The organism is Rhizobium sp. BE258, assembly GCF_031457345.1.
In the GTDB taxonomy this organism is placed as follows: domain Bacteria; phylum Pseudomonadota; class Alphaproteobacteria; order Rhizobiales; family Rhizobiaceae; genus Rhizobium.
In genome coordinates this window covers 120,008-132,537 of record NZ_JAVDWL010000004.1, presented here as the reverse complement: position 1 = coordinate 132,537, position 12,530 = coordinate 120,008, and the positions used below count along the sequence as shown (strand labels likewise).

13 protein-coding genes are annotated in these 12,530 nt (G+C 57.1%); 9 read left to right on the top strand and 4 right to left on the bottom strand.

The genetic code is table 11. The features are described 5' to 3' along the window. The first annotated feature begins 732 nt into the window (after positions 1-732). Complete coding sequence (locus tag J2X43_RS15055; RefSeq protein WP_148194294.1) at positions 733-1,086, top strand: hypothetical protein; 354 nt, start codon at positions 733-735, stop codon at positions 1,084-1,086. 199 nt (positions 1,087-1,285) lie between these two features. Here J2X43_RS15055 and J2X43_RS15050 read toward each other — a convergent pair whose 3' ends face one another. Next, on the bottom strand, positions 1,286-1,615 hold the full coding sequence (locus tag J2X43_RS15050) for a hypothetical protein (RefSeq protein ID WP_112389465.1): 330 nt from the start codon (positions 1,613-1,615) through the stop codon (positions 1,286-1,288). A 612-nt stretch (positions 1,616-2,227) separates the two neighbouring features. Here J2X43_RS15050 and J2X43_RS15045 point away from each other — a divergent pair. From J2X43_RS15045 to J2X43_RS15035, 3 genes are all read left to right on the top strand, one after another. Next, positions 2,228-2,371, top strand: a complete 144-nt coding sequence (locus J2X43_RS15045) for a hypothetical protein (RefSeq protein ID WP_162698809.1) — start codon at positions 2,228-2,230, stop codon at positions 2,369-2,371. A 593-nt stretch (positions 2,372-2,964) separates the two neighbouring features. Beyond that, positions 2,965-3,294, top strand: coding sequence for a hypothetical protein (locus J2X43_RS15040; protein WP_112540142.1), 330 nt, complete (start codon positions 2,965-2,967; stop codon positions 3,292-3,294). Between the two features lie 788 nt (positions 3,295-4,082). Beyond that, on the top strand, positions 4,083-4,352 hold the full coding sequence (locus J2X43_RS15035; protein WP_310295130.1) for an HNH endonuclease: 270 nt from the start codon (positions 4,083-4,085) through the stop codon (positions 4,350-4,352). 297 nt (positions 4,353-4,649) lie between these two features. Here the strand turns inward: J2X43_RS15035 and J2X43_RS15030 are convergent, their stop codons facing one another. Continuing rightward, on the bottom strand, positions 4,650-5,621 hold the full coding sequence (locus J2X43_RS15030; RefSeq protein WP_310295128.1) for an alpha/beta hydrolase: 972 nt from the start codon (positions 5,619-5,621) through the stop codon (positions 4,650-4,652). 70 nt (positions 5,622-5,691) lie between these two features. Next, positions 5,692-6,210, bottom strand: a complete 519-nt coding sequence (locus J2X43_RS15025; RefSeq protein WP_112389472.1) for a Dps family protein — start codon at positions 6,208-6,210, stop codon at positions 5,692-5,694. A 373-nt stretch (positions 6,211-6,583) separates the two neighbouring features. Here J2X43_RS15025 and J2X43_RS15020 point away from each other — a divergent pair, with 373 nt between their 5' ends. From J2X43_RS15020 to J2X43_RS15000, 5 genes are all read left to right on the top strand, one after another. Then, entirely contained in the window at positions 6,584-8,158 is a 1,575-nt protein-coding gene (locus tag J2X43_RS15020) for an ATP-binding protein (RefSeq protein ID WP_310295125.1), read from the top strand. Then, a complete protein-coding gene (locus tag J2X43_RS15015) occupies positions 8,151-8,792 on the top strand; it encodes a response regulator transcription factor (protein ID WP_112389474.1) in 642 nt (213 codons plus the stop codon). Before J2X43_RS15020 ends, J2X43_RS15015 begins: the two co-directional genes overlap by 8 nt. 91 nt (positions 8,793-8,883) lie before the next feature. Further along, the gene (locus J2X43_RS15010; RefSeq protein ID WP_112389475.1) at positions 8,884-9,255 is read left to right on the top strand and encodes a response regulator transcription factor; all 372 of its coding nucleotides are present in this window, start codon (positions 8,884-8,886) and stop codon (positions 9,253-9,255) included. 26 nt (positions 9,256-9,281) lie between these two features. Continuing rightward, positions 9,282-9,587 (top strand): UBP-type zinc finger domain-containing protein, encoded by a 306-nt coding sequence (locus J2X43_RS15005; protein ID WP_112516722.1) that lies wholly within the window; start codon positions 9,282-9,284, stop codon positions 9,585-9,587. 53 nt (positions 9,588-9,640) lie between these two features. Beyond that, the gene (locus J2X43_RS15000; RefSeq protein ID WP_310295122.1) at positions 9,641-11,314 is read left to right on the top strand and encodes an FAD-dependent oxidoreductase; all 1,674 of its coding nucleotides are present in this window, start codon (positions 9,641-9,643) and stop codon (positions 11,312-11,314) included. Positions 11,315-11,406: 92 nt separating this feature from the next. Here J2X43_RS15000 and J2X43_RS14995 read toward each other — a convergent pair whose 3' ends face one another. Next, positions 11,407-12,522, bottom strand: a complete 1,116-nt coding sequence (locus tag J2X43_RS14995) for an FAD-dependent monooxygenase (protein ID WP_310295120.1) — start codon at positions 12,520-12,522, stop codon at positions 11,407-11,409. Between the last annotated feature and the right edge of the window lie 8 nt (positions 12,523-12,530).

Genomic DNA, 12,530 nt, shown 5'->3' with positions numbered 1-12,530 from the left:
GGGAATCCTGGAAGATTAATTCCAGTGATCCTAATGGCTTTTTGACGCCGCATTTCTCATTGACGAAACCGCGGCTGCAACACCAGCGATTTCATCAGGCCCAATTCCCTCGGCAGCCTACGACCTGTCCGCGCGAAGACACTAGCGCGGAACCGGTATGCGGCCTTCCGAGTTACGCTACCGATGTCAATTTCCCGGACATCATACTCCACAGCACCCCCTTGCCCCGCTCTGAGCCGGGTTTTTCTTTGGCAACGGCATCAGACCAAAGTCCTAGGCATGGAACCGCGTTCAGTGGCCGGCGTTTTGAGCGCGTTATCACCTGTTTGGAGTAACTCGAATGAAAGCTATTATCATCGCAGGCATGATCGGCCTGGCTTCTATATTCTCATCGGCCACTCCCAGTCTCGCGGATAGCGTAACAGTGACGGTCGGAGACAGTCATCATGGCCGGTCATGGGATCGCCATCATGACCGTCGGGATTGGCGCCACGGCCGAAACTACTATCGTCATGGCCCGCGATGCCGCGTCAAGACCGTTCGGTACCGGCACCATCACCGCTGGGTCTACTCCAAGAAGCGTATCTGCCGCTGGTAATGCTCACGAGCGGCGCCATCCACGCTCGGAGGCGCCGCGAGCCTCTTCATGTCGATACTGGAAAAAATACATTCAAAAATTGCAATCTAATCGCGGTATGAGCTAGGTTCCCCGTCGATACGTTGGAGGCCACCTTGCCTGATCAATCTGATGAAAGCCGCCACTTGATGAAAACACTGATTTTCACATTGGGTGTCATCACTGAAAGCAATGAACGAGAAAAGCAGCAAATAGCCGACGCCTACTCGGAGGCTCGTTCTCTGGCCGCCTCGATCCCCTGGGCTGACGGATCTGCGAGACCAAGAATCACTGCCTGTCTTGAGCGCTTCAACGAGTGCAAGGAAGCGGAAAGCGTCGAAGCCGCCGCATGGCTCTTAACTGCCACGCAGGAGCGTGTTGCCGAGAAGGATCTGCCGGATTGGGAGACGCTTAAAATCGTTGCCGACAAGGCTGCAGGAATGTTGCCTCGACCTCGTAGAATGCATTGATCGCCCACAAGCTATGGCTTGTCCGCCCGCCCTTGTCTTCGTGTCGGACAGCTCTCGTTCAAGCCGCTGCTGGTCCGTCTTCAGATCCATGATGACGTGCCTGGCGCCGCACACGCTGCCCTGCGATTCCTTCATGTCGCTGAGCTGTCGCTGTTGGTCGAGGAACCGCTGATCATATGCCGCGAAGACGCGATCGAGTTCAGCGCGCGGCACCTGGGCGTCTTGAAGGTCTTTGACGGCATTCCACACCGCGCTGCGTCCGCCACTGCATCTCGTCCTTGCTGACCATCTTATCGACCAGTGTTGCAATAGCCGTCGAGGTGCTGGCGGTTTGAACCTTCGCGTCTTCCCGGATCTGCGTAATGTTGTCCTCAATTGGCTGCAGCGCAAGAAACCCAAAGCCGGCAAGGTTGGTGATCGTCACCGAGCTGAAGCCGATGATGATAGACCACTCAGACTTCGAGCCGCCGCCGACCTCGTTGGAGAGGGTGTTGATCGCGGCGTTGAGCTGCTGGAAGCCCGTGTTCATGTTTGAGCGAAGATCGGAGAGATCCTTGCCTGGTTCTCGACGCGCTCCGATAGGCGAGCCCAGGAGGCCATAAATCGAAACCGTTTCCGTTGTTGCTCCATTTGCAGGCTCCCTGCCCTTGCCCTTGCCCTTTCGATGCCATGCTATGCTCGATTGTCATGCCTTAAGAAAAGCCGCCCCCGATGAGCCGCTTGGAGTGTTCGGTTGCCCACAATTTATGAACGGCCGTGGGGTAAGGCATTGAAATTCGACCACCCGGAATTACTTGGAAATACCGTTGGTAATGAGGGTGCCAAAATGTGCTTACTGAGAGAAGTTGAAGAGGCCGAGCAACAGGGGCGTGTCCTTGCAAGGTCTGGGGGTCTTGCGTCTTCAAACCCATACGCCGACCGCCTAGATCTGCACTCCGCTTGGCTGAGAGGATACCGTTCGGCGTGGGCAACCGTGATAGTCCCAGCCCTTCCAGATGGCGACAAAACAGAGAAACGATAACGTTGCGGGGGGGCGCGGAAGGAGACCATCCGGGGCAAAAATTGGCTCCCGCTCGTTAAGCTTCGATCAAGATATATTAGACGACACTCATTCGCGTTGGAGGACGCGCCGGAGGAGCAAATGACCAAGCCACTTCTTGTTGATCATCTTACCGTTTGCGCCAAGCTTGCCCGTTCTGACGGGAACCCACTGATCGAATATTTGATACGCATGGCCCTTCTGGAAGCCAAACCAAAAGGGACGAGAGAGCAGAGCGGGAATTGATACACCCGCAACGCCGCCACTTTCGGCGCGAAGGCCCGGTAGCAGCGTTACCGGGCCTTTTCCGTTAGTGGACGCGGTTCCGACGTGCCCACTTGTGATGCCACGCTGTGCCTCAATCGCAGCAAGAGAACCCTTACGGTTGACAGAGGGTTATTCGTTGATGGAAGGAAAAAGCCGCCTCACGCGAATGAGGCTCAGGGAAGCCTTAGGAACGTGAGGCGGCTCGATACGATGGCAGTGACACTCATCGTATTTGTAAACTTGGCGAGGTCATCAACGCGGCTTTGGAGAGCGGACAATGACCTCTAAACAGATGTCACCAACTGTCTAGATGAAGGGTAGCGGATAAAACTCCAGATGCAAACGGTCGTGGCCGAGCTTTTATCCAAAGCTTGACGGAACGCGCTCCTGCCAAGCGCGTTCCGCATGGCGTTAAAGCCGAAGGAGGGAGGCTTACGCCACTCAACAACATCGAGATGAGTCGAGAGTTTCGTCAACCTTTAGTGATCCAGTCGGCCGGAACATCAAGGTTCAGCACTTGTTCTCTCCCCGTGTTGCCATCCGGTGACAATTCCTGAAGGAGGAAACATTAAATGAAAATGAAACTCGTAGCCGCATCGCTTCTCGCTCTCGGCATGGCAACTTCGATGTCGTATGCTCAGTCCAACCCGGTTCCGAACAATATGGCGACCGACAAGAACGCCAATGAAGATGCCGGCGGCGGCGCCAATGGCGACATGGACAGCACTGGCACCAAGACGATGAAGCCGATGTCCACCGATGGTACGATGACCAATAGCACGACCAAGACCAACTCAACCGACTGCAAGGACGGCTCCAACACCAAGGGCGCTCTCCAGACCCAGGCGGGCAAGAGCGACGCTACTCCGCAGGGCGTGGCTTGCGGCGAGAACAACCAGTAAAATCTCGCTTTATCGAGAACGAGGCCGGCACGTCCGGCCTTTTTCTTTGCGCGGAATTTATAACCGTGCGCCGTCCCTACCCATAGGTAAGACCTGTATAATGCGACGGTGGAAAATCACATTCAAGGGCGTCGGTCAAACGGGGGCAGTTTGAGCCGTGAACGTTGACCATCAGCCCAAGCAGTCGCATAGGCCTCGAATTTGAAGCTTTGGCTGGTCACGACCCCACCGTCAAGCACGTAGACTGCCCAACCGTCGCCCAACTTCACCACTTTTACAGAATTTTCCACGTCGCTCCCCGCGCAAGGCAGATGGCGATGATAGACCGGTTCAACAGGAGGGAAAAGCCCATTTGTTTGCTTCATTGTTTTCAGATGAGGGTGGAGGCTTTAACGCCTGCTTCGCCGACTATCGGGAACTCCCATGCGCTCTACATTCGGAAGGGGTCCACACCCCCACCGCATAGATTCCGGCCGCGGTATCGTCGATCGCTTTCTGATCTTTCAGCGTGGCGCCAGAGGCGCCCCGGCGATCTCGCCGAGGCGCTTAAACTGATATGAACCGACGACCTGCCAAAGCGCAGACCGCAACTTATGGACAATATTGTACAATTCTCTCGCTTGTCTCTAGGACCGACCAATGGAGCTGGTCGTCTTTACTCCCCTCGGTTCCTCCGATGCAAACGCAATTGCCTTGCTGAAACCGGCTTAGTGTTGTCGGCATGCCGGGGATGGTCTAACAAAGCCGCGCGGACGCAGTGTGACGGCCGACAGAGAGACACCAAATCGATGGCACGCAAGCACAGAAACGATTTCGCTTCGCAAGATGTCGAGTCAGAGCCGGTCATCTGCCCGCTCTGCGAGCGGGTAATACCTGACGACCAGATCGAGGACCACCATCTTGTTCCCAGGAGTAAGGGTGGCAAGATCAAGGTGCCATTGCACGGGATATGCCACAGCCACATACATGCAGCCTTCACGGACGCCCAGTTGGCGAAGAAGTTCTCTACTGTCTCAGCTATTGTCGAGGATCCAGAGATTCAGAAGTTCGTCAATTGAGTAAAAACAAAACCACCTGGCTTCGATGATGAGGCAGAGAAGCGTAGCCGACGTCGTTGAGAATTGGCAAACAGACTGCCCGCGTAAGGCTTGATTTAAGATTTCCAGCACATTGTCCGCCGGATACAACGCTTTTACTCTATACTGGTAAAGCAATAATTCGGCATACTTCGCGTTGAACGGATTTGAACCAGTACTTTACGGAAACGGAGTTTTTGCCCAGCCAAGGCCCGTAGAGATCAGTGAGTATGGCGGCCTGAACATCAGCCGCCATACTCGTATTAGAGCTGAAGGCTACTACGCCTTGATGAACGCCAACAGGTCCGGATTGATTACGTCGGCATGGGTTGTCAGCATCCCGTGCGGGAAACCTTTATAGATTTTCCGGGTGCTGTTCTTCAGCAGTTTTGCTTGGAGTTCCACGGCGTCCTTGTAGGGAACGATCTGGTCGTCATCGCCTTGTATGACCAGCATCGGCACGGTGATCGCCTTGAGGTCTTCTGTCTGGTCGGTTTCAGAGAAGGCCTTGATGCCGTCGTAATGCGCCTTGGCGCTGCCCATCATGCCTTGGCGCCACCAATTGTCGATCACGCCTTGCGACACTTTCGAGCCTTCCCGATTAAAGCCGTAAAATGGGCCGGAAGCAACATCGAGGAAGAACTGCGCGCGATTGGCCGCGAGAGCGTTGCGGAAACCGTCGAACACTTCGATCGGTGTGCCATCCGGATTACCTGCGGTCTTGACCATCAGCGGCGGAACGGCGCTGACAAGAATAGCCTTGGCGACACGGCCCTGCGGCTGCCCATATTTAGCGACGTAACGAGCGACTTCGCCACCACCTGTCGAATGGCCGATATGGACGGCGTTGCGCAGGTTGAGGTGCTCGGCGACAGCTGAAGCGTCGGCGGCGTAATGATCCATGTCGTGACCGTCGCTCACCAGTGACGAACGGCCGTGGCCGCGGCGATCATGTGCGACGACGCGGTAGCCCTTGCTGACAAAGAACAGCATCTGGGCATCCCAATCGTCGGACGACAAAGGCCAGCCATGGTGAAAGACGATCGGTTGAGCCTCCTGCGGCCCCCAGTCCTTGTAGAAGATTTCAATGCCGTCCTTTGTGGTCACGAAACTGTGGGTCATTGATTCAATTCCTTGCTGATGAGGAGAAATTTTCTTTTCAGATGCCGAGGCCGGAATAGCCAAAGCCAAAGAAATGGTGGTGCCAGTTAGCAGAACCTGCCGACGGGAAAGGGAAAATTCGTTGGTCACGAGATGTCTCCAAGATGTCGAGCCGACCAAGTCCGTATCGGCCGGCATCGCCGTTGACGGGCCGATATGTTTACTGGGCGCCGCGGGTGCTTTCGAACAGGAACCAGGCACGGCGCTCGGCCTCATCGACCCAGTTTTCGATCAGGCTTGCAGTCGCGATATCGCCGTGCTCGTCGCAGAGATTGTGGGTCTCCTTCATCAACGACACCAGCGTGAGGTTGTCCTCGCGGAGTTCGGCCAGCATGTCGGCGGGGGTCACGAAATCAGCATCGTTGTCGAGCAGGCGCTGAACCTTGGAAATATGGCCGATCGAGCGAATGGTCGTGCCGCCAATCTTGCGAGCCCGCTCGGCGACATCGTCCGTCATCGCAAAAATCTGTTCGCCCTGCTCATCGAGCATCAGGTGATAATCGCGAAAATGCGGCCCGCTCATGTGCCAGTGGAAATTCTTGGTCTTGAGATAGAGCGCGAAGACATCGGCCAGAAGCGTTGTCAGCGCGCCAGCGATATCGTTGGTCGCGTTCGTGCCAAGCATTGTCGGGGTTGTGAGCGGCGACTTGCGGTGTTTTTCAGCGAGCGTGCGGTCCATGATGATCTCCATTTGGGTTGTGCGAGTTGATGGAATTTTTTTAGACGAGGCAGCCACTCCACGGTATCCAATGCTTGGCTAGTCGAACCCACACCTTGGTATAGTTTCGCATCTCTCTTACTGAAGTTAGGTTTCCGGGGTCTTCGATCCTCCCGAGAAGACGTGCTGGGCTTCATGCCCTGGAAGGTTGGGGCCCCCTCTCCCGAACCTTCGGATTCGCAATCCAAAAAGGCCATTCCAGCCGCTCTGGGATGGCCTTTTCTTTAAGGCACCTTTGAGATTGAGTGTGCAGCGGAATAGCCGATTTTGGGTTTGCGTTTTTCTGGCCGGGATGGCTTGATGGCGTAATTGGCATCCATCTGGAAAATTGGCATTGCGTTTATTTGGTCTTGTGAACCCGAAACAACGGTTATCACCCTATGAGATAGGGGTTGTCTCTTTCGCTTTTCTGCTTGCCGCCACGCTTTTCTATCTCGACACGTTCACGGACATCCAAAGCGCGCTTGCCACACTCTACGTTATCACGTTGCTTCTGTCGGCGGAAACGTTGACGGAAAGAGGGACGCTGCTGCTGGCGGGCGTCTGCATCAGCCTTTCGGCACTCTCCTATGTCGCCGGTCATGGGCTGCAAGGCGACCTTGCCGCAGCACTTCGCCTGACTGTTGCTATTGCAGCCATGGTTATCACCTGCCTCCTGATCATTCGAAACCAGCGTGCGCGTCTGGCTTTGATAAAATTCAACACCGACTTACAGAGCAGTGAGGAGCGGTACCGAACGATCTTCGAACAGAGCCGCGTCGCCCTGTGGGAGCGCGACTACTCTCAGGTCCGCGCACTGTTAGTGAAGCTCCGTGAAAATGGCGTTTCCGACCTGCAGGCTTACGCCCGGAACAATCCCGACTTCATCGCAGATTGCATCGCTTGCATCCCAACGGTCGCCGCTAATGCCGCTGCACTCGAGCTCCTCGGCCACGTCGATGCGCGGAATGTCAGCTCGATGCGCCGCTATATTGCGCAGGACGACGCAACGTTTCTCGAACTGATGGTGGCAATATTCAATCGAGAAAGCTCCTTCGAAGGAAAAGGCTCTATCATCACCAGCGACGGCACGACCAGGCTGGTCTTGCTGACGGTTGGGTTTCCGGAAGATGTCGCCAACTTCGACCGGGTCATCGTTGGCATGTTCGATATTACCGAGCGCGAGATGGCGCAAAAGGCACTGTTCGAAGCCCAGGCGGAACTCGCGCTCGCATCGCGAGCCGCAACGGTCGGTGCGCTTTCGGCATCGCTTGCACATGAACTCAACCAGCCGCTCGGCGCGCTTGTTGTCAATGCGCAGACCTTGCAGCGCTGGCTTGATCGCGATCCGCCGGATCTGGCTGCTGTGTCCCGCTCGGCTGAGCGGATCGTCAGAGACAGCCAGCGTGCCAGCGACATCATCCAAAGCACCCGCTCGATGCTTAGCGAGCGCACGCCGGTCCTTGAGTCGGTGTCACTTGCCGATCTCGTCAGCGAGACGCAAATGTTGATGGAGAGCGAGCTCGCCAAAAACCGGATCGCATTTGACACCAGTGAAACGCCTGGGATAACGGCGGTCAGCGCCGTCCGCATCGAATTGCAGCAGGTGATGATCAACCTGTTCACCAATGCTGTCCAGGCCATGGCAGCAACGCCAGAGCAACATCGACGGATATCGGTGACGATCGAACTGGCGGAGTGCCAGAGCGTCAGTATCAAGGTTCATGACAGCGGCCCCGGCCTCAGCCCCGAGGTGCTCAAAAATCTGTTCAAGCCGTTTTGCACCACCAAAGCAACCGGTCTCGGCATGGGTCTTGCAATCTGCCGCAGCATGCTGGAAGCGCGGGGCGGTACACTGACCGCCGACAACCACGCCGAAGGCGGCGCACTGTTCCAAATGACTGTACCGATCGAGGCTGTCCATGAATGATGCCAGAAAGTCCGCAAAAGCTCAGGGCAATGACACTCCGGTGGTCTATGTCGTTGACGATGATCCCTCGATCCGCGACGCACTGGTCGATCTGTTCCTGTCGATCCGAACCGAGGCGCACGCCTTCGAGGGCGCCCAGGACCTGCTGGACAAGGCCGATCTCAAGCGACCGGGCTGCATTCTGCTCGACGTGAGGCTGCCCGGCGCCAATGGTCTCGACTTCCAGCTTCATCTGGAAAAACTTGGCAACCAGATGCCGATCATCTTTATGACCGGCCACGGCGATATACCGATGACCGTGCGCGCGATGAAGGCAGGGGCTGTCGATTTTCTGGCCAAACCGTTTCGGGACCAGGATATCCTCGATGCAGTCTCCGTTGCTTTCCAAAAGGACCGTGAAGTCCGTCAGCAATCGGCGGCCAATGGCGCCGTTGCTGACTTGGCAAAGACGCTGACACGCCGCGAACATGAGGTCATGGCAGCCGTCGTGCAGGGCCTGATGAACAAGCAGATTGCCTTCAACCTCGGCATCAGTGAGATCACGGTCAAACTGCATCGCGGCAATGTCATGCGCAAGATGGACGCGCGCTCGGTAGCCGATCTGGTCCGCAAAGCCGAGCTGCTTGGGCTATAGATGGGAGAACCTAGACTCTTGTATGGTACAAGGACCGGTCTCGAAGGGGCATATACCGGGTTGTTGATCCAACACGGCAAGGCCAGAGAAATTGCACAAAACACCAGTCATAGCCATCGTCGACGATGATCGGTCGATCCGCGAAGCGCTTGACGATCTCATTTTGTCCTGCGGCTATCAAAGCCGGCTGTTCACATCCGCGGAAGAGTATCTCGCTGCGCAGGATCGCGCGTCGATCGATTGCATGCTCGTGGATGTCAAAATGCCCGGTCTCAATGGCATCGAGCTGCAGGCTGCGTTGAATGAACAGGATGCGCGCAAGCCGCCAATGATCTTCATGACGTCCTATAGCGACAATAAAACAAGGGCGGCGGCGATGAGTGGCGGCGCTTTTGCCTTTCTCGGCAAGCCCGTAAATTTTAGCCAATTGGTCCAGTGTCTCGAACAAGCGCTGAAGCACTGATCCACATGCCAACGAGGAGTAAATCCATGTCGCACGGCTGCTATCACACATCGACGATCCGGACGGTTCGGCCCAAAACCCTCGGCTGCGAGGAATGCCTGGAAACAGGACAGGCGTGGTTTCACCTGAGACTCTGCCGCGAATGCGGCCATGTCGGCTGCTGCGACCAGTCGCCTGGCCGTCACTCGACCGCGCATTTTCATGCGACAGGGCATCCGGTCATCGAGGGCTACGACCCGCCCGAGGGCTGGGGTTGGTGCTATGTGGACGAGATCATGGTCGATCTGCCGGATCAGACGCCGCAACGTGGTCCGATACCGCGATATTACTGAATGGAAGCGCCCATCGGCATTCGCCAGATGACATTGTAACCACGGGAGAATTCATGGCGGATCTCAGCACCCGACAGCACCAGATGTTTCCGGTGCTTGAACCCCATCAGATCGCCACGGCAAAACGTTTTGCCAGTGGCGACCCACAACATTTCAAAGCCGGGGATTTTGTCTATAGGGTGGGAGATCACGCAGCCCCTGCCTGGCTGGTGCTTGAAGGATCGATGGATGTCTTTCACCATGATGGCCTGTCGCATGAGGCGCCTATCACCACACATGGCGTTGGCCAGCTGTCCGGCGAGGTCAATCAACTTTCGGGCCGCCCGACATTGGCCGGTGCACGGGCCGGTTTGGACGGCTGCACCGCGGTTGCGTTCGATGCACCACATCTTCGCGCCCTGGTGATTGGCTCGGCGGATGTCGGCGAGATTATCATGCGCGCCTTTATCCTGCGTCGTGTCGGTTTGATCGATGCCGGGGCAGGCTCGGTTCTGATTGGTGCTCCCGGCAATGTCGCGTTATCCCGCCTGCAAGGGTTTCTTTCCCGTAGCGCCTTTCCCTATCTCGTGCTCGATTCTTTGTCCGAGGGTGAAGGCCGCTCGTTGATCGAACGCTTGGGCATCCTCGCCTCAGAGCTGCCTCTTATGGTCTGCCCCAATGGCACCGTGCTGAAAAACCCGACCGATGCGGAAGCCGCAGCGTGCCTGGGCATGACGCCTGAACTCACGCCCGGCAAGCTTTATGACGTTGCCGTTGTCGGCGCCGGGCCCGCCGGCCTGGCCACCGCCGTTTATGCCGCCTCCGAAGGGCTCGAAGTCATCGTCATCGACGAGCGTTCGGTGGGAGGACAAGCAGGCGCTTCCTCACGCATCGAAAACTATCTCGGCTTCCCGACCGGCATATCCGGCCAGGCACTGGCCGGGCGCGCCTATAACCAGGCACTTAAATTCGGCGCGGAAATGGTCTTGCCAGTCGCGGTGAACAGCCTGATTGCGCCCGAGGGCGATACCGGAGTGCTGACGCTGGAGCTCGCAGGTGGAAAAGCCGTGACGTCGCGATCAATCGTCATTGCGTCCGGTGCGCATTACCGGCGTCCGAATATTGCCAACATAGAGAGCTTCGAGGGCAATGGTATCTCTTATTGGGCATCGTCAATCGAGGCGAAACTCTGCGCCGGCGAAGAAATCGCCCTCGTCGGCGGCGGCAATTCGGCTGGCCAGGCCATCGCTTTTCTCGCACCTCAGGTCAGGAAACTGCATCTCGTCATCCGGCGCGCGCTCGAAGAGACGATGTCGCAATATCTGATCGATCGCATCAAGGCTTTCCACAATGTCGAACTGCACATGCACTGCGAAGTGGATGCGATCGAAGGCGCTCCCGCAGGCGGCCTGAAATCCGCTACCCTGCGCAATCGGCTGGATAACAGCGAACGACAGCTGTGCCTCCATCACCTTTTTCTGTTCATCGGAGCCGATCCCAATGCAGGTTGGATCAGTAACCGCGTCCATACCGATGAGAAAGGCTTTATCGTTACAGGCCAATCGTTCGATGCGCTTTGCAGCTTTTCCCGCCAGCCCCTACCGCTGGAGACCAGCCTGCCGAATGTTTTCGCCATCGGCGATGTGAGGGCCGGATCGACAAAACGGGTGGCGGCCGCAGTCGGGGAAGGTGCAGCCGTCGTGTCCCAGATCCACGCTGCGCTCAGCCTGATGAAGACCCCGCACTGAAGCATTCGGATTTCTTGAAATCAAACGACCCGCTGGCGGATGCCAACGGGTTTAAATGTCATTCTCTAACGTGATAGACAATCGGTCGGCGCTCAAATTGCCGATGCACCAAGCTGCCGACCGTAAGCAACGATTTCCCGCCCGACGACGCTGCGATCAGCCTCGAACCGCTGCAGGGCGGCAGCAAGGTCAACCGCGGACGCCAGGCAGTTACTCAACGCCATGACATCGCCGGCTGCTTTCGACACGCCCATTGCGGTGTGCGGCCGCGCGACGAAGGCGGCGTCACCGATCAAGACGATTGAACGACCGATCATACGGGGTGCCTCGTAGTCGAAAATACCTTGGATCGACGGGCTCGGCTCCGCTTCAACCGCCAGCGCAAATTGGGTCGGGAGTATTTGTCTCGCATCGGCACGCAAGGCTTCCAGACGGTCGCCCGACAGACCGCCACGCGGCAGCGAAAACGTATGCATCCGCTTAAAGAGATCGGTGAACGTGCCGGCAAGTTCGCTTGGCTGCACCTTGCGATACCAGACCCAGTTGTAGCGCCTGCTCTCGATATTCATCTCGCCCTTCGAGCCCGGCACCAGATAGCCGAGAATATGAACCCCCGGCCGAACATAAAATGAAAACCGATCGAGAAGCAGAGCGGCGCTAGAGGGCAGACTGGCTTCCGGGATCAGCCCGCGCCATGCGACATAGCCGGAATATCCGTTCTGGAAGTCCTCCGGGTTGGCGCCCTTCCGCACCACCGAGCCGAGACCATCGGCGCCGATGACAAGATCGGCTGTCTCCCGCGACCCATCGCCGAAGACCAATTCGGCGCCACTGTCACCATCCAACACGTCGATGACATCCCTCCCCAACAGGTAACTCCCCGATGCGATACGCGAGGCCACCGTTTCGAAAAGGACGTCCCATGAGATTTGCATCTGGGGCATGTTGACGGTCTGGGCGACGCTGCCATCCTTATTGAGATAGATGCGTTCCTTAGCGAGCACACCGACACGCGCGACATGCTCGCAGCCGATCAGCCGGAGGATATGTAGAAGGTCGGACTGGCCGACCAGGCCCGCTCCCCGGCCGGCAAGACCGTTCTTCGATCGCTCGTAGATGCGAACATCGTGGCCGGCCTGCTGTAACATGATGCCGGCAAAGAGACCGGCGAGCGAGCCGCCGACGATTCTGATGCGAAGCTGTTTCATGGTCCCCA

Excerpts from the sequence above, each read along its gene's own strand:
- J2X43_RS15050 (WP_112389465.1), bottom strand. The coding sequence starts at position 1,615 with ATGAACACGGGCTTCCAGCAGCTCAACGCCGCGATCAACACCCTCTCC.
- J2X43_RS15045 (WP_162698809.1), top strand. The coding sequence starts at position 2,228 with ATGACCAAGCCACTTCTTGTTGATCATCTTACCGTTTGCGCCAAGCTT.
- J2X43_RS15040 (WP_112540142.1), top strand. The coding sequence starts at position 2,965 with ATGAAAATGAAACTCGTAGCCGCATCGCTTCTCGCTCTCGGCATGGCA.
- J2X43_RS15035 (WP_310295130.1), top strand. The coding sequence starts at position 4,083 with ATGGCACGCAAGCACAGAAACGATTTCGCTTCGCAAGATGTCGAGTCA.
- J2X43_RS15025 (WP_112389472.1), bottom strand. The coding sequence starts at position 6,210 with ATGGACCGCACGCTCGCTGAAAAACACCGCAAGTCGCCGCTCACAACC.
- J2X43_RS15015 (WP_112389474.1), top strand. The coding sequence starts at position 8,151 with ATGAATGATGCCAGAAAGTCCGCAAAAGCTCAGGGCAATGACACTCCG.
- J2X43_RS15005 (WP_112516722.1), top strand. The coding sequence starts at position 9,282 with ATGTCGCACGGCTGCTATCACACATCGACGATCCGGACGGTTCGGCCC.
- J2X43_RS15000 (WP_310295122.1), top strand. The coding sequence starts at position 9,641 with ATGGCGGATCTCAGCACCCGACAGCACCAGATGTTTCCGGTGCTTGAA.
- J2X43_RS14995 (WP_310295120.1), bottom strand. The coding sequence starts at position 12,522 with ATGAAACAGCTTCGCATCAGAATCGTCGGCGGCTCGCTCGCCGGTCTC.